This is a genomic window from Alkaliphilus peptidifermentans DSM 18978 (assembly GCF_900101495.1).
GTDB classification, from domain to species: Bacteria; Bacillota; Clostridia; order Peptostreptococcales; family Natronincolaceae; genus Alkaliphilus_C; species Alkaliphilus_C peptidifermentans.
In genome coordinates this window covers 1-21828 of sequence record NZ_FMUS01000030.1, presented here as the reverse complement: position 1 = coordinate 21828, position 21828 = coordinate 1, and the positions used below count along the sequence as shown (strand labels likewise).

The window sequence follows — 21828 nt, the reverse complement described above, 5'->3', positions numbered from 1 at the left end:
TTCAGGATCTACTATAGTATATGAAATATAAGTAGGATTATAGCCATAATAATATAATTAATTATTTATTGTAGTAATAATAAAGTTTGGTGAAAAATACGGAGTTTCGAGCCTATACAAAGGCTAAAAATGTAAAAATAAGTAAGAAAAAATAATAATAAAGTGTGGTGAAAAGTCCTAGTTTTTGCAGGGAGTTCAGAGGATTTCTTGCATATTTAATTATTTATTTATTGATATTATGGGCGGATAGAACTCTCTTCCGAGGGCTTCAGAAGTCTTTCCGTATGAAATATAGAGCAAAATTTAATTATTTATTTATATATTTATTTACTTTTTTTATACCTATGCTTCGCCTTTCCTCCGTACCTCGGAATTTCCACATAACAAAAGCCCAGCGTGGCCTGGCAGCACCTTTTCCTGCCAAGTCCCTCTGGGCTTTCACTAATCTTTATTATTTTTTATCAATCTTTATTCTTATTCACCAGTCTTTATTTTGATTCGACAACAACAACTTGTTTTTCTTTTTTATACTCTACTCAACCGTTACCGATTTTGCTAAATTTTTTGGTTTATCTACATCGCATCCCCTTGCTACTGCAATATAATATGCCAATAGCTGTAGTGGAATAACGCTTAGTATTGGTGTTAATTCGTCCATTGTGTCTGGTACATATAAAACTACATCTGCTGTTTTTTCTATTTCTTTATTACCTTCCTTTGCCACCCCAACAACAAATGCACCTCTTGCCCTTACCTCTTGAATATTTGAGAGCATTTTATCATATAGACGGTCTTGGGTTGCTAGGGCAACAACAAGGGTTCCATCTTCAATTAATGCTATTGTTCCATGCTTTAACTCCCCTGCTGCTATGGCAAAGGAATTGATATAGGAAATTTCCTTTAGCTTTAATGATCCTTCGTGGGCAACATGAACATCCAGGCCTCTTCCCATAAAGAATACGCTTTCGTTGTTAAATTGTCCATCGGCAAGGTGTTGAATTCTTGTATGGTTATCTAGTATATTTTTAACCTTTTCTGGCATTGTCTTTAACTCTTTTATTATACCGTCGTATTGGTCTTTTGTTAAGGTTCCCTTTACTGAAGACATATGAAGGGCAACTAAATACATTGCCACCAGCTGTGTTGTATATGCCTTTGTTGAGGCTACAGCAATTTCTGGCCCTGCCCAGGTATAAAACACATCATCAGATTCACGGGCTACGGAGCTACCAACTACATTTACAATTGAAAGGATTCTTGCACCCTTTCTTTTTGCTTCCCTTAAGGCTGCCAGTGTGTCTAAGGTTTCGCCAGACTGGCTTACTGCGATAAATAGGGTCTTATCATCTACAAAGGGATCACGATAACGGAATTCTGATGCTACATCAACTTCTACTGGAATTTTAGCAAACTTTTCAATAGCATATCTTCCAACCAACCCTGCATGGTAGGCTGTACCGCATGCAACAATATATACCTTATTGATATTTTCTAGGTCTTCTTTTGTTAGCTTAATTCCGTCTAAAACAATATTTTCATCTGTGTCTAATCTTCTTAACAGAGTTTCTGATACTCCCTTTGGCTGTTCATGGATTTCCTTAATCATGAAGTGCTCATAGCCTTCCTTTTCTGCTGACTCTGCATCCCATGTTACGTGGAAAATCTCTCTATCCATCTGTTGTCCAAGCTCATTAAAAATCTTTACATCATCTTTAGTTAATAGAACAACTTCGTCATTTTCTACTAGATACATTTCTCTTGTGTATTTCAATAGAGCAGGTATATCTGAGGCGATGAAGTTTTCACCTTTTCCAAGGCCTACTATAAGCGGGCTATCCTTTCTTACTGCTACAATTTTGTCTGGCTCATCTTTACAAATTACACCTATTGCATAGGCACCCTCCATTTTTCTAATGGCTTTATAAACCGCATCTAAAAGATCCCCCTCATAAAAATGATCAACTAAATGGGCAATTACCTCAGTATCGGTGTCAGATTTGAATTCTATCCCTTTTTCTTCCATTAACCATTCTTTAATCTTCATGTAGTTCTCTATAATTCCGTTATGGATAACGGCTATATTACCGGCAACATTTGTATGGGGGTGGGCATTTCTATCGGATGGCTCGCCGTGGGTTGCCCATCTGGTGTGTCCTATTCCCACTACACCTGTTAAGGTTTCTTCCTTTAAATGATCTGCTAAAACGCTGAGTCTTCCCTTATACTTTCTTACATGAATATCTTTATTATCATAAACTGCAATACCTGCTGAATCGTATCCTCTATATTCTAATCTTGATAATCCTTCAATCAATACTGATGTTACCTCTTTATCTCCAATATATCCAACTATTCCACACATGTTTATTTCTCCTCTCGGATAATTTTTCTATTATTAGTTTCTGCTAAATTCATAATCACAACTCATTTTTTTTATATTTTTGACATTCCATGTTGAACAACCACAAAAACAGGCACTACAAAAAAGCCTCTGAAAAATGCCTATAGCAATTCACAGACTTATCAACTAAAGCCTTTTTGTCCCATCGATTTCTCCATGGTTTTGTAGACTTCTTACGGTGGTGACTCACCGCAGGGCATCCGCCGAAAAAATTCGATAAACCCTGTCCTCGTCAGCTCAGAAACACTTCATTTCTAAGCTCTGGCGCTTTTATTACTTATTCAATTTTCTTTTCTCTTCTCATGGACAACCCTCCCTTCAGTATTCATGGGGTTAACCTTCACCAGTCAACCCCTATTTATTTATATTAATGCTACCCCAGCCTTGTTTCTATCATTTTTGCTAGATTTTTTGCCAGGGTATTTAATTCTACTTGATTTTGCCCCTCCAGCATTACCCTTACTAGGGGTTCTGTTCCTGAAGGACGAATTAATACTCTTCCCTGTCCATGCATAAGCTCTTCTATTCTATTTATTTCATTGACTATGGCCTCATCATGTAGATAAGCCTCTTTATTCTCATTTTTAACCTTTGCGTTAACTAAAACCTGTGGATATGAGGTCATCATTCCAGATAGCTCTGAAAAAGCTTTTCTCTCTTCTACTATAGTATCAACCAATTGAAGAGCTGTCAACAATCCATCTCCTGTTGTATTATGCTCTAGAAAAATAATATGTCCGGATTGCTCTCCACCTAGGGAGAATCCTTCTTTAATCATTTCTTCCAATACGTACCTATCTCCAACCTTAGTCTTAGCAACTGATAAACCTCTTTCCTTCATGGCAATATCCAGGCCAATATTACTCATGACAGTAGCCACAATGGTGTCCTTCTTTAAGGCGTTATGCTTTTTAAGCTTTGTTCCACATATAGCCATTATATGGTCGCCATCAACTATTTGACACTTCTCATCCACTGCTATAGCTCGATCTGCATCTCCATCAAAGGTAATTCCTACATCTGCCCCTATTTCCTTCACTAAATCTTGAAGTACCTCTGGGTGAGTAGAACCACAATGATAATTTATGTTTAATCCATCTGGTGAATTATTAACTACAAACACCTCTGCACCTAACTCCTTAAATAGCTTTGGTGCAACATTATATGCTGCCCCATTTCCAACATCAAGGGCTACCTTTACTCCTGTAAAGTCATGCTTTATAGTTGATTTTAAATAATTTGAATATAATTCGGAGGCTTCTGCTAAAAATGAGAGCTTTCCTACCTTCTCCTTTACAGCTCGATATGTTACATCCTTATCATTAAGAATGTATTCCTCAATTTGGTCTTCAACTTCGTCTGGAAGTTTAAATCCTCTATAATCAAAAAATTTAATACCGTTATATTCTGCCGGATTATGTGAGGCTGAAATTACAACTCCACAATCGGCCTCTAAATGTCTTGTTAAATAAGCCACTGCTGGTGTTGGTATTACACCAAGGCTAATAACATCAACCCCCATAGATAGAAATCCTGATACCATTGCGGATTCCAGCAAATCACCGGAAAGCCTTGTATCCTTTCCTATTACTACCTTGCTTTTATCTTTGTTTTTTAATAGTATAAAGGCACCAATTCTTCCAAGTTTATAAGCTAATTCTGGGGTCAAATCCTTATTGGCTATCCCCCTGACGCCATCTGTTCCGAACAGTTTTCCCATTTAATAATGCTCCCTTCTGTCTAGCTTATCTTATACATTTTATCATAATAGTGTAATAAACTCAATTATTTGGTAATTAAGGAGTTTTACTATTATGCCCAATCTCTAATAACATTATATGATACAGTGATACATTGGGGAATTATCAAAAAAGAAAACACTCTCCTGCATTTAAACAGAAGAGTGTTTCTGTACCTATTTTATCTTACGCTATTGGCTCCACGTTCTAATGCTTCCTTGTTTAATGGTACTAGATCCTGCTTACTTGGACCAAATACCTTCTTTAATGCTTCAACAACTGTATCTATTGAAACAACCTTTGTAAGCTCTAAATATGCACCAAGCATAATCATATTTGCTACCTTATTATTACCAATTTCATTAGCAATTTCATTGGCAGGAACATAGTATGCATTTACATCTGTTCTTGAAGCCTTTTTCTCAATTAAGGAGCTATTTATTATTATGTTTCCACCTGATTTTAAGTTTCCTTCAAACTTAGTTAAGGAAGGAAGATTCATAACAATTGCTGCAGTAGCATCTTCTGTTATTATTGGCGAACCAACTGGAGTATCAGATACTATTACGGAACAGTTAGCTGTACCTCCACGCATTTCAGGACCATAGGAAGGTAACCATGATACCTGCTTATTTTCAATCATACCAGCATAGGTTAATAGCTGTCCCATGGACATAACCCCTTGTCCACCGAAGCCTGCCATAATTATTTTTTCAGTAGCCATATTATTTTCCCTCCTCTGGTGTTCGGAAGTTTCCTAATGGATAGTAGGGAATCATGTTTTCCTCTAGCCATTTTAATGATTCAACCGGTGTAATACCCCAGTTGGTTGGACATGTTGAAAGAACTTCTACTATACCAAAGCCTAATCCAGCCAATTGAACCTCAAAGGCTTTTTTGATTGCTTTTTTAGTTTTTCTTATACCAGCTACATTGTGGACTGTTGTTCTTTCAACAAAAACTGCTCCATCAATAGTTGCAAGCATTTCTGACATTCTTAAGGGCATTCCTGTTTGGGCAGCATCTCTACCATAGGGAGCAGTTGTAGCTTTTTGGCCTATTAAAGTAGTTGGTGCCATTTGTCCACCAGTCATACCATAAATTGCATTGTTTACAAATATAGTTGTAATTTTTTCACCTCTGTGGGCTGCATGGATAATTTCAGCAGTACCTATTGAAGCAAGGTCTCCGTCTCCTTGATATGTGAAAACAACATTTTCTGGTAATACCCTCTTAATTCCTGTTGCAACTGCTGGAGCTCTACCATGGGCAGCTTCATGCATGTCGCAGTTAAAGTAATCATAAGCCAGTACTGAACATCCTACAGGGGCAACTCCAATAGTTTCTCCTAAAACACCTAGTTCTTCTAATACTTCACCCACTAGTCTATGAATAATACCATGGGTACATCCTGGACAATAGTGGAATTGTTTATCTGTTAAGCCTTCTGTCTTTTTGAAAACAACAGCCATTATTTTCCACCCCCTATAATTTCCTTTACCTTATCCATGATTGCCTCTGGTGTTGGAATCATTCCACCAGCTCTTCCATAGAAATGAACAGGAAGTCTTCCTTCATTGGCAATTTTTACGTCATCTATCATTTGTCCCATACTCATTTCTACACTTAGAAGTGCTTTAGCTGTATCAGGAATTTCATTAAAGGCTTTATTAGGGAATGGCCATAAAGTAATAGGTCTTATCAGCCCTGCATTTATTCCTTCTTCTCTTAATGCATCAATAGCATTTTTTACTATTCTTGCAGTTGTACCATAAGCAACCATTACAACCTCTGCTTTATCCATTTTATACATTTCATATCTAACTTCATTCTTTTCGATTTCTTTATACTTTTTATCCAATTTTATATTATGCTTTTCTAGCTCTGCTGGGTCCAGGGCCAAGGAGTTGATGATATTTGGTCTTCTTTCTCCTTTTGTGCCAGTGGTAGCCCAATCTTTGTTAGGTAATTCTCTCTTCTTGGGTTCTTTAAACTCAACAGGCTCCATCATTTGACCAATCATACCGTCTCCTATAACAATAACTGGATTTCGATAGTAATCGGCAACGTCAAAGGCCTCTATTGTTAGATCTACAGCCTCTTGAAGGGAAGCAGGTGCATAAACTAGATGTCTATAGTCACCATTACCTCCACCTCTTGTAGATTGGAAATAATCTGCTTGAGAAGGTTGAATCCCACCTAAGCCAGGACCACCTCTACTTATATTTACGATAACACATGGCAGCTCTGCTCCAGCTATATATGATATACCTTCTTGCTTTAGTGCAACTCCTGGTGATGATGAAGATGTCATAACCCTTGCGCCAGTCCCTGCAGCACCATAAATCATATTAATAGCAGCAACCTCAGATTCTGCTTGAACGAAAACTCCATCTATCTTTGGTAACTCTCTTGACATAAATTCAGGTAATTCATTTTGTGGTGTAATTGGGTATCCGAAAAAATATTTACATCCTGCTTTTATTGCAGCAGCACCTATGGCTTCGTTCCCCTTCATTAATACCTTATCCATCTATATCCCTCCTAACAATTTATAATTATTCTTCATCTTCGATTGTTTCAATCCTAATAACAACATCTGGACAAATAGTTGCACAGTTACCACATGCAATACACTTTTCCATTTCGTCAACCGTAGCAGGGTGATACCCCTTAACGTTAATTTGACTTTTATTCATTTTAACAATATCAACAGGACAAACAGTTGTACAAAGCTCACATCCTTTACAGCGATCCTCTGTAAAAATTACTCTTCCTCTTCTTTTAGCCATTTTACAACCCTCCTTATGGTGTTTATATATTAAATATATTAAAAGCCTTCATTGGCTATTGCCTCCAGCAAATTACATCCAAGCTTCTCTCATAATCATTTTTATAGGCATAATGGTTCCTTCTATATCCTGTGGAAGCTGATTAACCAGCGATTCAATTACGCCAGTGTATTTTATCGGTATATTCAATGCTTCACTTACCTCCTTACATAGCCTTTGACCCTTTAGTACTTCATCTACTGTTGTAGTACGTAGAAGATGTGTATTGTTGATAAGACCTGTAACTTTAGCCCTTGACGCTCCTTCAATTGAAGAAATATGATGTAAAACGCCCTCTACAGTCTGGGTCTCAATACGATTAGCATTGATAATACAGAACATATCATAATCTCCCTCAACAAAATACTCTCTGTATCTTCCTAGGGTTCTGGCACCCATAGAATCGCCACCTACATCCAAAACAACATTACTGCTTTTATCCTGTAGTGGGCCCAGTACATCGGCAGAGACTGCTGGTAAATCAGAGCCTGATCCCTTCACATAGCTGGACATTATTTTAACTCCATGCTCTTCTAATAGTCCATGCTTTTCTCTACTACGGAAGTACGGATTTACTACGTCGAGATCTGCTAGAGCAACTTTTTTTTCTTCTTTGGCCAGTTGAATTGCATAGTTTATTGAAAACTCTGTCTTGCCACTACCATAATGACCTATAATTACACGGATTCTATTATCATTAAGCATTTTATCACCTTTATTCATATCTCTTAGCTTCTTCTTCTCCTCGAAGCACCCTTAATCCGCCTTCAGCCAAAGCTATCATTTCATCTTCTCCTGGATAAATCATTACTTCAGAAATGAATTCCACACTGTCTTTAATCCAGCCTGTAAAGATTTTGTCGTAGGCAATTCCGCCAGTCAATAAAATTGCATCTACTTTACCCTTTAATACAGCTGCACAGCTACCGATTTCCTTTGACACCTGATATGCCATTGCCTTGTATACCAGCTCTGCATTTTTGTCTCCCTCTTCCATCATCTTTACTACATCTCGACCATCATTGGTTCCCAAGTAAGCAACCAGGCCGCCTTTACCGGTGATTTTCTTCTTGATTTCTGCATGGGTGTATTTTCCAGAGAAGCATAGCTTTGCTAAATCTCCTACTGGTAATCCGCCTGTTCTTTCTGGAGAAAAAGGTCCCTCTCCATCTAATGCATTGTTAACATCAATTACTCTACCTTTTTCATGGGCTCCAACAGAGATTCCTCCACCAAGGTGTGCAACAATAAGGTTAATTTCATCATATCTCTTACCTAAATCTTTAGCTGCCCTTCTGGCTACAGCCTTTTGGTTTAAGGCATGAAGTATACTTTTTCTTTCAATCTCTGGCATACCAGAAATTCTAGCAACCTCATCCATTTCATCTACTACAACTGGGTCAACTATGAAGGACGGGATATTTAATTGTGTTGCGATCTCATAGGCAAGTACTCCACCCAGGTTAGACGCATGCTCTCCTAAAACCCCAACCTTCAGATCCTTAAGCATATTGTCATCTACCTGATAGGTTCCACCTGTTATCGGCTTTAATAGACCACCACGACCAACAACCGCCGCCAGCTTTGTTAGGTTAATTCCCTTTTCATTTAAAGTCTCTAGAATTACATTTTTTCTAAATTCATACTGTCCAAAAATGTTACTGTATTTGCCTATCTCTTCTGAGGAGTGACGTAGCACCTCTTCAAATACTGGCTTTTCATTGTCAAATATTGCAATTTTTGTTGAAGTTGAACCTGGGTTAATAGTTAAAATTCTATATATATCACTCAAATTATTTCACCTCACTGTATTTAATTAAAACATCTTTGCTGCACATAATACTCCTAAAGCAATTGAGTATAGCTTAGCTTCTTCACTATCAGCTCTTGAAGTTAAAACAACAGGTGCCTTAGCTCCTACAATTACTCCAGCATTTTTAGCATTTGCAAAATAAACCATTGATTTGTAAAGAACATTTCCAGCCTCAATATCTGGCGCCATAAGTATATCTGCATAGCCTGCAACTGGATGATTAATACCCTTGTGTTTAGCTGCCTCCACCGATACTGCGTTATCCAGGGCAAATGGGCCTCCAACAATACATCCTTTTATCTCACCCTTTTCATTCATTTCAGCTAGGGCTTGTGCATCCATTGTGTCTGGCATTTTAGGGTTAGCCTTTTCTTTTGCACAAATAACTCCTACCTTTGGTACTTCTATATCTAATGCATAGGCAACCTCTACTGCATTCTCAATAATTTGCTTTTTCGTTGGAAGGTCAGGAGCTATATTCATTGCAGCATCTGTTACGATAAATAATCTATCATAGCCAGGGACATCGAAAACTGCAACGTGACTCAATACATTTCCTGTTCTTAAGCCAACCTCAGCATTCAAAACAGCCTTAAGTATAACCGAGGTGTCTACCATTCCCTTCATTACCATATGGGCCTTACCGGTAGAAACCAATTCAACAGCTTTTAAAGAAGCTTCTGCTGGGTCCTTTATATCTATTAATTGAAATTTAGCAATATCTATATTTTCCTGCTTAGCTAATGCTTCTATTTCTTCTTTGTTTCCAACCAGTATGGCATCTGCTATACCTTCTTTTTTAGCAGCATCCACCGCCATAAGCACTTCAATATCTTGAGCGCATGCAACAGAGATAACCTTTGGTCCCCTCTCCTTTGCTATTTTCATTACATCTTGAAAGCTTCTAATCATTTATCTCCACCTCATTTTCATAGATTTTAGCCTTCTCTAAGCCCTTAATAACCCTTTGAGCCCCTTCATTTAATGCCTTCATTTCATCTTCACCAGGATGAACTCTAAATGGTGCGATGAATCCAATTCGTTCTTCTATATAGGCTGTAAGATTCTTTGAATAGGCCAGTCCACCGGTTAAAACAACTGCATCTACTTTGCCCTGAAGAACAGTTGCCATAGCTCCAATTTCCTTTGCTATTTGATATGCCATTGCATCATATATTTGAGTAGCTTTCTTGTCACCAGCATCAACCATCTTTTCTACTTCCCTAGCATCATTGGTTCCAAGGTAAGCTGTAAGTCCACCTTTTCCCCTCATTTTGGCTTTTAGCTCAGTCGCAGTATACTCTCCTGAAAAACAAAGCTTTGCCACATCACCTACTGGCAGGCCTCCAACTCTTTCTGGAGAAAATGGTCCCATTTCATTTGCATTGTTATAGTCAATGATTCTCCCATTTCTAACTGGGGCAACTGAAATTCCACCACCTAAATGGGCAATAACAAAATTTACTTCTTCAAACTTCTTATTAAACTCTGCTGCCACCCTATGTCCTACTGCCTTAATATTTAAAGCATGTCCCAAGGATCTTCTTTCAATTTCTGGCATCCCTGAAATTCTTGCCACATCTTCAAACTCGTCTACAGCTACAGGATCTACAATATAGGCTTCAATTCCTTCAATATCAGCTATGGCCTTAGCAATAATACCGCCTAGGTTGGAAGCATGCTCACCTTGGTATCCTATATTTAAGTCCTTTATCATTGGCTCACTTACTTCATAGGTACCTCCCGGCATAGGCCTCAATAGCCCACCTCTTCCAACAACTGCTATAAGCTCATTCAGTTGAATATTGTTTTCCTTTAGCCACTCAAGGATAATATCCTTTCTATAACCATATTGATCTGTGATTTTCTGATACTTTTCCAGCTCCTGTGGTGAATGACTAAGATTAGTTTGTAAAACGTTTTCCTCGCCATTGAATAACGCAACCTTTGTTGACGTTGAGCCTGGATTAATCGTTAAGACATATCTTCTCATTGAATCACCCCTACTTTTTTTAAAATACTTTCTATGTACTAGTACCGCATCGCAATTAAATTCATAGGCTTTCCCTGGTTAAATTTCCATATAGCATCGTTGTCGTCAATCGGAATACGTTAACGGTATTCCTCATTCCTCCGCCTTACTCTATGAAAATTTTCCTCAGGGAATAACCCAAGTTTTAATTGCGATGAGATACTAGAAACTATTTTTTGTATCTTTTACAATATTCATACTGTATTATTTCCATTATTATATTAAGCAAGTGCCATGCCAACTTTATTTTTTTTTATAAAGCCTTGGGGTTAGGTGTTTTTCTTATTATTCACAATAGGTTGTGAAATAATTTGCATGAAAAAAATTGCACAGTAGTGTGCAATTTTTTTCATGATTCTTCATCTTCTATTTTAAATTTTTCTATTTTATAATATAGATTTCTTACGGAAACATTCAAATCTTTAGCAGTTGCTGTTCTATTCCCGTTGTTGGCCGCTAATCTTTGTTTAATTATTTCCTCCTCGTATTCCTCCAATGCTTCCTTTAGCCCCTTTGCTTTCTTGCTTACTATCCTTTTTTCTTCAGTTTCCTTTAATAGTAACTTATCGTTATCGAAAAACTTTGGTAAGCGATCGACAGTTATTATAGTTTCATTATATTTCATATTTACTATTGCTCTACTAATGTAGTTTTGTAGCTCCCTTACATTACCAGGCCAATCATATGTCATCAATTTATTTAAGGCTTCATTAGAAATGTCCTCTACATTCCTTCCATATTCTTGGTTGTATTTTTCTATTATATGAATAACTAAAGGGTATATTTCTTTTTTCCTTCTTCGTAGGGGAGGAATTAAAATCGGGATAACATTTAATCGATAATACAAATCCTCTCTAAATGTTCCTAATTCTATTGCCTTTTCTAGGTAGATATTTGTAGCAGCTATAACACGTACATCTATATTTATAGGATTTGTACCGCCTACCCTAACTATTTCTTTTTCCTGCAACACTCGTAGTAGCTTTGCCTGAGTGCTTATTGGGATTTCACCAATTTCATCCAGAAAAATTGTTCCTCCATGGGCCTCTTCAAACAATCCAATTTTCCCACCCTTTCTGGCTCCAGTAAAGGCTCCCTCTTCATATCCAAAAAGTTCACTTTCCAATAAGCTTTCACTTATGGCTGCACAATTTACTCTAACAAATTGGCTATACTTTCTATTGGATAGATTGTGGATAGCATGGGCAAATAGTTCTTTTCCAGTACCACTTTCTCCCCTTAGAAGGACAGTGGCAGGTGTAACCGCTGCTTGCTTTGCTTTTTCCAAAGCTGATGTCATACCTTCATCCATAGCAATGATATCTTCAAAGGTATATCGTGCTTCTAGCTTTCTAATAATCTGCTTTGCCTGCATTAATTCTCTATTTAACTTTTTAATCTCAGTCAAATCGTGGAGAACTCCAACACTTCCCTTTAACTCTCCATCAACAATGATGGGAGCAGCATCTGCGACTACTTCTCGGCCATGGGGACCCACCTTAAGCCTAGCACTTTTTACAGGTTTTTTAGTCTTTAACACCTGCATGTGTATACTATTTCCCTCATATATATCTGCTGCAGCATCTTTTCCAATAATTCTGTTTTGATCTAAGCCTGTTAATCTTGTGTAGGCAGGGTTTATAAGAACATGTATACCCTTTTCATCACATACAGTTATAGCATCCTGGGTGGAGTTAAATATTGCCTCCAATAGACTTTGAAATTCCTTTAGCTTATATATTTCATGGGTTAGATCAATTATTTCGCTAATGTCTCTAAATACTGCTACAGCACCTATTACATTTCCTTGTTCATCCTTGACTGGCATTCTACTAGTAATAATTTCTGTATTGTTTATAGTTTGCTTTTGATTTAGCTCCGATTCACCAGTTTTTAAAATAAATGGAAGTCTTGTGCTTGTAATATACTCTTTAACAGGCTGTCCTAAAACATCTGCTTTTCTTAAACCTGTGATTCTTTCTGCAGCACGGTTGAAAAGAGTTATTTTTTCTTCAATATCAACAGCTATCATAGCATCATGAGTACTGCTTAATATCACATCCAGTTCCTTTTTCACACTTTCACCTCTATTTATTTAGTTGTTACTGCTCTTATATAGTGTTGAATTAACATTCTATTCTTCAATTATTTTAATTGAGAAGGTAGGTGGTACTAGTTCCATGCTACTAATTCTGTCTAAAAATGGTCTAAGGAGACTAACCTCTGGTTCTACTGTATGAGTTCCGACCTCTAAATCTTCTAAGTCCACCAAAAGGTTGAAATTTTTTGCCTCTAATACTTCAATAATTCCTTCTGTTGCAGTCACCTTAACTTCGAAGGTTGCTGGAATACTTTCCCGGTCAACCTTTAATCCATTAGTTAAGTTGTTGAAGGTAATATTATCAGTAGGTATTGTATAGGTTTCTTCTATTACATTTTCAACTGTAATATTTACAGTTACTTCTGATTCATCCAACGGTGAAGCCCCTTCAGGTATTATAATTGGCAGATTTATTTCAATGGATTCCGTTAAGTTATCCAACTGTAATATTTCTGTTTCAAGTATTACTATTGAATTTACGATATTTTCTTCTCCTCGTATGGCAATATGCTCAGGAAAAACTTCAATTCCAGTAATCTGATATCCATCAGCTACTGTTGCTTCTACATTGGGTTCTATCTTAATTGTTCTTAACCGGTCTATTTGCAAGAATGTATCAATATAAGGAGTTTGAATATTAACATCTATTACTTCAACCCCTCTACTATTAAGGGCTTTTAAAGGAAGACTAGCCGTAATGTCTTGGAATGCATCATCAGCGTCAAGCTTTGTCACAATTTGATTAACCATACTAACACGGCTCTCTGGACCTTCAATCCAAACTGATGTTGGCTTGTAATCTGGCTTTCCAAAAATATAGCCTGTCCTAGGGCTACCCTCAACAACTAATGTTACTTCCTTCTGCTGGCGAACAATTTCTTCAAGCTCAATTCTGATAAACTTAGGTGAGTGATCTAATGCTACATTAGCTTGGGTATTTATTTCAACTGGAACACTATTAATACCAGCACCGTAGCCCCTTACGTCTGCAACTGGACGCAAATCTCCCTGTGTAATTTTACTGATTTCGTCCCTTCTTCCCCTTACTCTAATATTAACTGTTGGTGTAGCTTCTCCCATAATAACAAGACCCTGCTGTCTTATATCTTCAATTCCCACAAGCTGAACAGATATATTAGTATAGCTGGTGGTGATTTCTGGATTAATTTCACTCATTACATAAATCCACATAACTAAGGCAAACAAGATTGAGAGTACTTTAGCCATAACATTTTTGGTAAAAAACTTATTCATCCTTCTGCCTCCATTTCAACTTCAGGAATTGCCATTGTCTGTTTTCGTCTGACTTAAATGCATCCATTAACAATGCCTTTAATGAATCTATATCAAGAAACCGTTTCAAATTTCCCTTTTCTGCCATAGAAATAGCCCCTGTTTCTTCGGATACTATTACAACTATAGAGTCAGATCTTTCTGTTATCCCGATGGCTGCCCTATGTCTTGTCCCTAGTTCTTTGCTTAAATTTTGGTTGTCAGTTAAAGGTAATAGGCAGCCTGCTGCCATTATTTCTGTTTTTCTAACAACTACCGCTCCGTCATGCAGTGGTGTATTAGGCATAAAAATATTAATCAAAAGACCTCTAGAAATTTTCCCGTTAATTGCTGTCCCGGTTTCAACAACTTCATTAAGGCCTGTTTCTCTTTCTATTACCACCAATGCACCTATCTTTTGCCTAGATAATGACCCAGCAGCCTCTATAATTTCATCTACTGTCATTCTAATTTCTTCATCCTGTATATCTACTATCGATTTAGTTAAAAATTTAGTTCTACCTATGTACTCCAATGCCCTTCTCAACTCCGGTTGAAAAACAATTAGTAGGGCAATTAGTCCAACTGTCATTGTATTTCTTAAAATCCAATTTATTACATGCAGCTGCAGCCAGTCACTAATTTGAGTTGCAATTAAAAGCACCAATATGCCCTTAATTAATTGCTCAGCTCTAGTCTCTCTTATGAGCATATATAATTTATAGAAGACAAATGCAACAATTGCCATATCTGCAATATCTCTAACTCCTATATTTCTAATCAATTCCATAAACTGCTGCATTCAAATACACCTCTTATCTTGTAGAATAAATTATTCTTTATGATTTCAATAAAAAAGTGATAAAACCCTTTTTCTCAAACTAAATATTAGTAGGTATCTAATACTATTTTATATGGTTTTTGCTTAATTCTATTGTACTACATCTATTTAAGGACTGTCATACAAAAATAATATTATTTAATATTAATAAATCAATGTTGTTAAATTTTTCCTACAAATCTGATTATACTCATTCAAGTAGTAATAGTCAATATTCACGTAAAACTAGTCTTCCTTATACATATTTATTCCCTTATAAAACATATTTATTTTAATTTGAGATAAACTAATTGTAAATTCAATGGAAAGGAAGACCTGTATGAGTAAAAAAAATAAGCACTTTGCAAATCATATACCTTCAGAGGAGTTATCACAACCAGATCATAATTTAGCAGGTGAAATAAAGAATAGACTGCATGAAGAAATGCAGGCCAGCGCAATGGATATTAATTTATTTTGTAGAAATGGACATGTGCATCTATCTGGTATTGTTGACCTTTATGCAGAAAAAAAGACAGCTGAGTCAATTATTAAGCAAATTGATGGAGTAAAAAGCATTGAAAATAAAATTACTATCGCTATGGATAGCAACATCACAGATAAGCATATTGAAAAAGAAGTCACAGATAAGCTTTTACATCAGGAGAAGGATTCGGTAAAGGGAGTTGGTATTAAGGTTAATGACGGTGTAGTTAGTTTAATTGGTAGTGTTAATACATTAAAGGAAGTAGATTTAGCAATGAAAGCTGCTGCAGAAAATCGAGGTGTTAAGGACGTAGTAAACAACTTAAGTATTGCCTCCTCTGGTGAGTTTACTGATACTGCCATAAGCGATAAAATTATACAGGAATTAAGTCAGACTAATCTAAGTTTTAGAGATGTCCATAGGGAGGTTTCAGGAGGTGTTGTATCTCTGTTTGGCTATTTAGACAATCAACAGGAGGTTGAATTGGCAAAGGAAATCACTATGGGTATTGAAGGAGTAAAGAAGGTGATTAATCATATTAAGGTTAGAGATAATAAGTAAATCTGAAAGGGAGCCTTTAGGCTTCCTTCCTTTTTCCTTTCAATATTTATACTTTCGTTTTCTTATTCATATGTAACAATATACATTCTCTTAGTATTCTCTTTTTCCTTTCTAACATTATATAAAACCACAAATAATGCAGTTTTCCTTTATAACCTACAAGTACATACTATACTATCTTTGCATACTATTTATGCTTTATTTCAATAGCTATAATTTTTTTTGTATTTTTAAAAATAATACTTGCATATTTATTCATTTTTTTTTATAATTATATTTATAAGAATGAAAACTATGGAGGGATTACTATGAATAAAAAAGAAAAGGTTGTATTAGCATATTCTGGTGGGCTAGATACTTCTGTAATATTAAAGTGGTTAGAAAACACATATGATTATGATGTAATTGCTGTTTGTGTAGATGTTGGTCAAGGCGAGGATCTTTCAGCAGTTAAGAAGAAGGCTCTTTCTACTGGAGCAATAAAGGCCTATGTTGTCGATGTTAAGGAAGAATTTGTTACTGATTATATTTACCCTACATTAAAAGCAAGTGCCATATATGAAGATGATTACTTACTAGGTACCTCTTTCGCTCGTCCCCTAATTGCTAAGAAATTGGTTGAAATAGCAGAAAAAGAAGGAGCTGTTGCTATTTCCCACGGAGCAACTGGCAAAGGCAATGATCAGGTTCGTTTCGAAGCCACAATAAAAGCTTTGAATCCTCTTATTAAAGTAATTGCTCCATGGAGAATCTGGAACTTAAAATCTCGTGAAGACTGTATTGATTATGCATTACAAAACAACATACCAATTCCTGTAACTAAAAAGGATATTTACAGCAGAGATCAAAACATATGGCATTTAAGCCATGAAGGTGGAAATCTTGAAGAACCTTGGAATGAGCATGATCAATCGATTTTAAAAATGACTGTTGCACCTGAGAAAGCCCCTGATAAGCCTGCCTTTGTTGAAATACAGTTTGAAAAGGGCATACCAGTAGCTGTAGATGGTATTAAATATAATCCAGTTGATATGATTTATAAGCTTAACGAAATAGGAGGCTCTCATGGGGTTGGAATTATAGATATAGTTGAAAATAGACTTGTTGGTATGAAATCCAGAGGTGTATACGAAACTCCAGGTGGAACAATTTTATTCGAAGCTCATAAAGCATTGGAAAAATTAACCCTCGATAGATCTACATTAAGCTTCAAAAAAACCATATCTGAAAAATATGCTCAGCTTGTGTATGATGGACTATGGTTTACACCCTTAAAGGAAGCCTTAGATGGATTTGTCGACAGTACTCAAGAATATGTAACGGGGGTTGTTAAACTAAAGCTCTATAAGGGTTCATGTTCAGCGGTTGCTTCTGCTTCTCCATATTCATTATATAATGAAGCCTTTGTTACCTTCGGTGAAGATGATGTGTATAACCAGAAGGATGCTGAAGGATTCATTAACCTCTTCACTCTTCCTTTAACCATTCGTGCCATCATGAAGCTAAAGGAAAATAGTGAAATCAATGTTAAAAAACAAGTTATATAAGGACTTTAAATAACTCAAAAACCGTAGATTTGAAATCTACGGTTTTATTTCTTAATTTTGGCTTAAGTAACCTCTATTTTCTGTTGCTGCCATTACACTTTGGATATACTCTTCATCTATAACCCTTTCAAAGCTTCTTAGTCCAGCTAATCTAAACCCATGTTTATCGGCAAGTCTTCTAATTTCATCTACCTTCTTAATCTCTATCTCTCGTCCAAGGCTATAGTTTTCATACTTACCTTCAAGGGCTAGAATCATTGTTTCTGCCATACATGCATATGATAACCCTGGAGGAAATCCAAAGTTGAAATTAAAGTTTGTTCCCTCTGGTACTTCTATTACTCCTCCTTCTATCACTAGTACATCCCTTCTCTTTTCCTGGACATCCTTTGAAACATCTCGTGGCCTTGCTACATCACAAACCACTGCTCCAGTTTTTATAAACTCTGGTCTTACTATATCACTCGTACTACTGGTGACTGTAATGACAGCATCTGCATCCTTTATACCATCCTCTACGCTTATGGTTATTTCTATAGATTTATTTTGATATTTCTTATTTAAACCATCCTGCACTTCTTTAAGCTTCACTGGATCTCTTGCCACAAGTGTAATTTTTGATGCCTCTCGACAGGTAAGCTCAGCGCATACTTTACCTACAGAACCTGTTGCCCCTACTATTGCCACATGACAGTCTTCAAGCTTCTTGCCCAACAGCTTTAAAGCTTCCCTTGTTGCATCGAAGGCAGCCGCAACTGTATATGTATTTCCTGTTGTCACTGAAATATCAAGGTTTTTTGCAACAGTTATTCCTGCGTCTCCAACTACAGAGGTAAATGCTCCAAGCCCTAAAATCTTGGCTCCAGTTCTTTCAGCTATTTTACCAGCTTCTATAATTTTTTTAATAACCTTTTCTTCTGGTAGCTCCATAATTAGTTTTGAAGTAAGTGGCAAACCTATAAACATTCCCTCTGCTACTGATGAGTTTCCTTTAATATTAGTTATTTCTGAAACTATAGAGGGCTTAATCTTTGTCACTAATTTTTCTACAAACTTATCTGGTAAAAATTTTAATGACTTATATTTACGATAAATGTCATTCAATTCTATTGGATGTATAATAAATGCAAATTTATCCATTTTAAGCCTCCCTATCTATTTTTGCAAAAAGATTTTTTGCCGTTTGAATTGTCATACCCGATAGTCCTTTGAAATTTTTTAAAACCGACTCTAGAGATTCAACAAAGTAATCTATTTCAGAGTACGTAAGGGTTAAAGGTGGTTCAACACGTATTACATTAGGATTGTTTAATGTATATGCAGTAATTATTCTATATTTATTTGCCAGTTCGGAAGCTATCATTCCACCAAAGTACTCATTTAGCATCTCGTTATGACTTCCTAAAAGATTATTAATAAGTCTATTACTGGTACTAGCGTTTCGAAATTCAAGACCTATCATCAAGCCCTGTCCTCTCACGTCTACAAGTATATTATGCTTCTCCATAAGGCTCTTAAGCTGAGATATAAAATACTCTCCCTTTTCCATTGCAGCAAGTTCTAATTCTTCCTCCTGAATCACTTCTATTGTTGCAATTGCAGCTGCACATCCCCATGCATTACCGCCAAAGGTCGATGTATGTAAAAGACATTTATCCAATGATCCATAGCCTTTTTTCCAAACCTGTTTATTTGCAATGTAGGCCCCCATAGGCATGATACCTCCACCTAATGATTTTGCCATACAAAGTATATCTGGCACTATGTTTTCCTTCTCACAGGCGAACCAGTAACCCGTTCTACCAAACCCTGTTTGAACCTCATCCGCAATAAGTATAATTTTCTTATCTCTACAGAGTTCACTGGCTTCCTTTAAATATCCTTCGGGAGGTGTAATTATCCCACCTTCTCCTTGTATTGGCTCAAATATAAACGCCGCAATATCATCATAATAATTAATAGCATTTCTGAGCTCTGTTATATCTCCATATTCAACCTCAGTATTCATGGGCACCATAGGTCCATAGTGCTTTTTGTATTTTTCTCTCCCTGTTACAGAAAGAGCACCCAACGATTTTCCATGGAATGACCCCTTACAGTAAATAATTCTATGCTTTCCTGTTGCAATTTTAGCTAGCTTTAGTGCTCCTTCTACTGCTTCTGCACCACTGTTACAAAAAAAAGTATACTTCAGATCTCCCGGAGTTATCATAGCTAGGTTTTCTGCTAAGATTGCAGCCAATGGTTGTATAGCTGTTTGTATTAGATTTGGGGTTTCCCTTATCATGTTAACTTTTCTTATTACATCTTCATTGTTGTGGCCTAAATTGATAGCTCCGTAAGCACCTAAGAAATCAAAATATTCTTCTCCATTGGTATCCCACAGCTTTATTCCTTTGGCTTTCTTAAATCGTTTATTAAGTTTTAATAGCTTTAATAATTGTAAAAAATATGGATTAATGAATTCTTTGTAATTTCTTTCAAGTTCTTTATCACTCATTTCTAAAGCATCTTCAATACCCTTTAGTTTGAAATTTTTTCTAGCTGCTACTGTCCCCATGGTCTCACTCCTATTGTGTTAGTATATCAATAATAATTTCCATATTTTACAGTATTTATGCAAGATCAATTGCATTTCATGCTTAAATAAAGTCAGGGCAGGTAATCAAAAGAGAATACCCACCCCAACTATTGACATAGAGCCAAAAAAAAATCAGATGATATTATCATCTGATTTTAAATGGTGCCCAGAGGCGGAATCGAACCACCGACACGGAGATTTTCAGTCTCCTGCTCTACCGACTGAGCTATCTGGGCTTGTTAAGTTGGTGACCCATCCGCGACTCGAACGCGGGACACCCTGATTAAAAGTCAGGTGCTCTACCGACTGAGCTAATGGGTCCTACAAATAAATGGAGCGGAAGACGGGACTCGAACCCGCGACCCTCGCCTTGGCAAGGCGATGCTCTACCACTGAGCCACTTCCGCTAATTAAATGGTGCGGGTGGAGGGACTTGAACCCCCACGGATAAACCGCTAGATCCTAAGTCTAGTGCGTCTGCCAATTCCGCCACACCCGCAAAATTTAGTTTGGTGGAGGGAGAAGGATTCGAACCTTCGAAGTCGTCGACAACAGATTTACAGTCTGCCCCCTTTGGCCACTCGGGAACCCCTCCAGATTTGGTTGGAGCTGGTGATGGGACTCGAACCCGCAACCTGCTGATTACAAATCAGCTGCTCTGCCAATTGAGCTACACCAGCGTATCAATTAAAAATTAAAATTAAAGTGGCGACCCGGAAGGGACTCGAACCCTCGACCTCCAGCGTGACAGGCTGGCATTCTAACCAACTGAACTACCGGGCCAATCTTAAATTGAAAATTAAAAGTGAAAAATTGAAAATTGAAAACAAATGGTGGGCACAACAGGGATCGAACCTGTGACCCCCTGCTTGTAAGGCAGGTGCTCTCCCAGCTGAGCTATGCGCCCTAATAAAAATTAAATGGTGACCCCTAGGGGAATCGAACCCCTGTTACCGCCGTGAAAGGGCGGTGTCTTAACCGCTTGACCAAGGGGCCTAATCCTTGGCTCCAGAGAGAGGACTCGAACCTCCAACCTACCGGTTAACAGCCGGGTGCTCCACCATTGAGCTACTCTGGAACATCATATCGCAACGTCCTACTCTCCCAGGCAGCTTCCCGCCAAGTACCATCAGCGCTGAAGGGCTTAACTTCTGTGTTCGGGATGGGAACAGGTGTGACCCCTTCGCTATTGTCACGATATTACAATCTCTATGAGATTGAATGGGTAATGTTTAATGTTGAATGTGTAATTGTTGTTGAAATTTGCTGTGCAAATTTCTTCTTTAATTACTAATTACTCATTATTAATTACTCATTTTTTTTCAGGTGTTTTAAGCGAGAATATTATTATACCCTCAAAACTACACAATGTCAAATGGTAAATACTAAGAAAATATTTTGTTGTTTTTTTTGGTCAAGCCCTCGACCTATTAGTATCGGTCAGCTTAGTACATTACTGCACTTACACCTCCGACCTATCAACCAGATAGTCTTTCTGGGGTCTTACTCTCTTTCGAGATGGGAAATCTTATCTTGAGGGGGGCTTCGTGCTTAGATGCCTTCAGCACTTATCCCTGCCATACATAGCTACCCAGCGATGCTCTTGGCAGAACAACTGGTACACCAGTGGTATGTCCATCCCG

At 37.1% G+C, this 21828-nt stretch carries 17 protein-coding genes, 10 tRNA genes and 2 rRNA genes; 2 read left to right on the top strand and 27 right to left on the bottom strand.

The features are described from left to right. Positions 1 to 532: 532 nt before the first annotated feature. From glmS to cdaA, 13 genes are all read right to left on the bottom strand, one after another. On the bottom strand, positions 533 to 2362 hold the full coding sequence (gene glmS / locus BLP68_RS17830) for a glutamine--fructose-6-phosphate transaminase (isomerizing) (RefSeq protein WP_091546539.1): 1830 nt from the start codon (positions 2360 to 2362) through the stop codon (positions 533 to 535). A gap of 412 nt (positions 2363 to 2774) precedes the next feature. Next, the gene (gene glmM / locus BLP68_RS17825; RefSeq protein WP_091546536.1) at positions 2775 to 4121 is read right to left on the bottom strand and encodes a phosphoglucosamine mutase; all 1347 of its coding nucleotides are present in this window, start codon (positions 4119 to 4121) and stop codon (positions 2775 to 2777) included. Positions 4122 to 4321: 200 nt separating this feature from the next. After that, the gene (locus BLP68_RS17820) at positions 4322 to 4864 is read right to left on the bottom strand and encodes a 2-oxoacid:acceptor oxidoreductase family protein (protein ID WP_091546533.1); all 543 of its coding nucleotides are present in this window, start codon (positions 4862 to 4864) and stop codon (positions 4322 to 4324) included. A 1-nt stretch (position 4865) separates the two neighbouring features. Then, a complete protein-coding gene (locus BLP68_RS17815) occupies positions 4866 to 5612 on the bottom strand; it encodes a thiamine pyrophosphate-dependent enzyme (protein WP_091546531.1) in 747 nt (248 codons plus the stop codon). Next, on the bottom strand, positions 5612 to 6673 hold the full coding sequence (locus tag BLP68_RS17810) for a 3-methyl-2-oxobutanoate dehydrogenase subunit VorB (protein WP_091546528.1): 1062 nt from the start codon (positions 6671 to 6673) through the stop codon (positions 5612 to 5614). The genes BLP68_RS17815 and BLP68_RS17810 overlap by 1 nt, the downstream gene beginning before the upstream one ends. A 25-nt stretch (positions 6674 to 6698) precedes the next feature. After that, positions 6699 to 6932: a 4Fe-4S dicluster domain-containing protein gene (locus BLP68_RS17805; RefSeq protein ID WP_091546526.1), complete on the bottom strand. Its 234-nt coding sequence runs from the start codon at positions 6930 to 6932 to the stop codon at positions 6699 to 6701. Positions 6933 to 7004: 72 nt separating this feature from the next. Next, positions 7005 to 7694, bottom strand: coding sequence for a nucleotide-binding protein (locus BLP68_RS17800; RefSeq protein WP_242877029.1), 690 nt, complete (start codon positions 7692 to 7694; stop codon positions 7005 to 7007). Continuing rightward, a complete protein-coding gene (buk, locus tag BLP68_RS17795; protein ID WP_091546523.1) occupies positions 7687 to 8763 on the bottom strand; it encodes a butyrate kinase in 1077 nt (358 codons plus the stop codon). Before buk (BLP68_RS17795) ends, BLP68_RS17800 begins: the two co-directional genes overlap by 8 nt. A 24-nt stretch (positions 8764 to 8787) precedes the next feature. Continuing rightward, positions 8788 to 9696 carry a phosphate butyryltransferase gene (ptb, locus tag BLP68_RS17790; RefSeq protein WP_176759096.1) on the bottom strand — a complete coding sequence of 303 codons (909 nt, stop codon included), beginning with the start codon at positions 9694 to 9696 and terminating at the stop codon, positions 8788 to 8790. Then, positions 9689 to 10777 (bottom strand): butyrate kinase, encoded by a 1089-nt coding sequence (buk, locus tag BLP68_RS17785; RefSeq protein ID WP_091546520.1) that lies wholly within the window; start codon positions 10775 to 10777, stop codon positions 9689 to 9691. The genes ptb and buk (BLP68_RS17785) overlap by 8 nt, the downstream gene beginning before the upstream one ends. A gap of 388 nt (positions 10778 to 11165) precedes the next feature. Continuing rightward, the gene (locus BLP68_RS17780; protein WP_091546518.1) at positions 11166 to 12893 is read right to left on the bottom strand and encodes a sigma-54 interaction domain-containing protein; all 1728 of its coding nucleotides are present in this window, start codon (positions 12891 to 12893) and stop codon (positions 11166 to 11168) included. 57 nt (positions 12894 to 12950) lie between these two features. Further along, the gene (locus BLP68_RS17775) at positions 12951 to 14171 is read right to left on the bottom strand and encodes a CdaR family protein (protein ID WP_091546515.1); all 1221 of its coding nucleotides are present in this window, start codon (positions 14169 to 14171) and stop codon (positions 12951 to 12953) included. Next, the gene (cdaA, locus tag BLP68_RS17770) at positions 14164 to 14991 is read right to left on the bottom strand and encodes a diadenylate cyclase CdaA (protein ID WP_091546512.1); all 828 of its coding nucleotides are present in this window, start codon (positions 14989 to 14991) and stop codon (positions 14164 to 14166) included. The genes BLP68_RS17775 and cdaA overlap by 8 nt, the downstream gene beginning before the upstream one ends. A 358-nt stretch (positions 14992 to 15349) precedes the next feature. Here cdaA and BLP68_RS17765 point away from each other — a divergent pair, with 358 nt between their 5' ends. Further along, positions 15350 to 16057, top strand: coding sequence for a BON domain-containing protein (locus BLP68_RS17765; RefSeq protein WP_176759095.1), 708 nt, complete (start codon positions 15350 to 15352; stop codon positions 16055 to 16057). A gap of 308 nt (positions 16058 to 16365) precedes the next feature. Then, the gene (locus BLP68_RS17760) at positions 16366 to 17604 is read left to right on the top strand and encodes an argininosuccinate synthase (RefSeq protein WP_091546506.1); all 1239 of its coding nucleotides are present in this window, start codon (positions 16366 to 16368) and stop codon (positions 17602 to 17604) included. A 51-nt stretch (positions 17605 to 17655) separates the two neighbouring features. Here the strand turns inward: BLP68_RS17760 and BLP68_RS17755 are convergent, their stop codons facing one another. From BLP68_RS17755 to BLP68_RS17690, 14 genes are all read right to left on the bottom strand, one after another. Further along, on the bottom strand, positions 17656 to 18744 hold the full coding sequence (locus BLP68_RS17755; protein WP_091546503.1) for a polysaccharide biosynthesis protein: 1089 nt from the start codon (positions 18742 to 18744) through the stop codon (positions 17656 to 17658). Position 18745: 1 nt separating this feature from the next. After that, positions 18746 to 20164, bottom strand: coding sequence for an aspartate aminotransferase family protein (locus tag BLP68_RS17750; RefSeq protein WP_091546500.1), 1419 nt, complete (start codon positions 20162 to 20164; stop codon positions 18746 to 18748). 181 nt (positions 20165 to 20345) lie between these two features. Further along, positions 20346 to 20421: transfer RNA gene (locus BLP68_RS17745), tRNA-Phe, on the bottom strand. Positions 20422 to 20430: 9 nt separating this feature from the next. Further along, a tRNA-Lys gene (locus BLP68_RS17740) sits at positions 20431 to 20506 on the bottom strand. A gap of 11 nt (positions 20507 to 20517) precedes the next feature. Then, positions 20518 to 20592: transfer RNA gene (locus tag BLP68_RS17735), tRNA-Gly, on the bottom strand. Positions 20593 to 20600: 8 nt separating this feature from the next. Next, positions 20601 to 20684 (bottom strand) — tRNA-Leu (locus BLP68_RS17730). Between the two features lie 11 nt (positions 20685 to 20695). Beyond that, positions 20696 to 20780, bottom strand: a tRNA-Tyr gene (locus BLP68_RS17725). A gap of 9 nt (positions 20781 to 20789) precedes the next feature. Then, positions 20790 to 20865 (bottom strand) — tRNA-Thr (locus tag BLP68_RS17720). Positions 20866 to 20891: 26 nt separating this feature from the next. After that, positions 20892 to 20968, bottom strand: a tRNA-Asp gene (locus BLP68_RS17715). Positions 20969 to 21016: 48 nt separating this feature from the next. Further along, a tRNA-Val gene (locus BLP68_RS17710) sits at positions 21017 to 21092 on the bottom strand. Between the two features lie 14 nt (positions 21093 to 21106). Next, a tRNA-Glu gene (locus BLP68_RS17705) sits at positions 21107 to 21181 on the bottom strand. 7 nt (positions 21182 to 21188) lie between these two features. Further along, positions 21189 to 21263: transfer RNA gene (locus BLP68_RS17700), tRNA-Asn, on the bottom strand. A 5-nt stretch (positions 21264 to 21268) separates the two neighbouring features. Beyond that, positions 21269 to 21385 (bottom strand): 5S ribosomal RNA (rrf, locus tag BLP68_RS17695). Positions 21386 to 21595: 210 nt separating this feature from the next. Next, a 23S ribosomal RNA gene (locus tag BLP68_RS17690) occupies positions 21596 to 21828 on the bottom strand; the annotation flags it as partial.

Bases quoted from the DNA above. Each gene is read 5' to 3' on its own strand.
- glmS (WP_091546539.1), bottom strand. From the start codon at position 2,362: ATGTGTGGAATAGTTGGATATATTGGAGATAAAGAGGTAACATCAGTA.
- glmM (WP_091546536.1), bottom strand. From the start codon at position 4,121: ATGGGAAAACTGTTCGGAACAGATGGCGTCAGGGGGATAGCCAATAAG.
- BLP68_RS17820 (WP_091546533.1), bottom strand. From the start codon at position 4,864: ATGGCTACTGAAAAAATAATTATGGCAGGCTTCGGTGGACAAGGGGTT.
- BLP68_RS17815 (WP_091546531.1), bottom strand. From the start codon at position 5,612: ATGGCTGTTGTTTTCAAAAAGACAGAAGGCTTAACAGATAAACAATTC.
- BLP68_RS17810 (WP_091546528.1), bottom strand. From the start codon at position 6,673: ATGGATAAGGTATTAATGAAGGGGAACGAAGCCATAGGTGCTGCTGCA.
- BLP68_RS17805 (WP_091546526.1), bottom strand. From the start codon at position 6,932: ATGGCTAAAAGAAGAGGAAGAGTAATTTTTACAGAGGATCGCTGTAAA.
- BLP68_RS17800 (WP_242877029.1), bottom strand. From the start codon at position 7,694: ATGAATAAAGGTGATAAAATGCTTAATGATAATAGAATCCGTGTAATT.
- ptb (WP_176759096.1), bottom strand. From the start codon at position 9,696: ATGATTAGAAGCTTTCAAGATGTAATGAAAATAGCAAAGGAGAGGGGA.
- buk (WP_091546520.1), bottom strand. From the start codon at position 10,777: ATGAGAAGATATGTCTTAACGATTAATCCAGGCTCAACGTCAACAAAG.
- BLP68_RS17775 (WP_091546515.1), bottom strand. From the start codon at position 14,171: ATGAATAAGTTTTTTACCAAAAATGTTATGGCTAAAGTACTCTCAATC.
- cdaA (WP_091546512.1), bottom strand. From the start codon at position 14,991: ATGCAGCAGTTTATGGAATTGATTAGAAATATAGGAGTTAGAGATATT.
- BLP68_RS17765 (WP_176759095.1), top strand. From the start codon at position 15,350: ATGAGTAAAAAAAATAAGCACTTTGCAAATCATATACCTTCAGAGGAG.
- BLP68_RS17760 (WP_091546506.1), top strand. From the start codon at position 16,366: ATGAATAAAAAAGAAAAGGTTGTATTAGCATATTCTGGTGGGCTAGAT.
- BLP68_RS17755 (WP_091546503.1), bottom strand. From the start codon at position 18,744: ATGGATAAATTTGCATTTATTATACATCCAATAGAATTGAATGACATT.
- BLP68_RS17750 (WP_091546500.1), bottom strand. From the start codon at position 20,164: ATGGGGACAGTAGCAGCTAGAAAAAATTTCAAACTAAAGGGTATTGAA.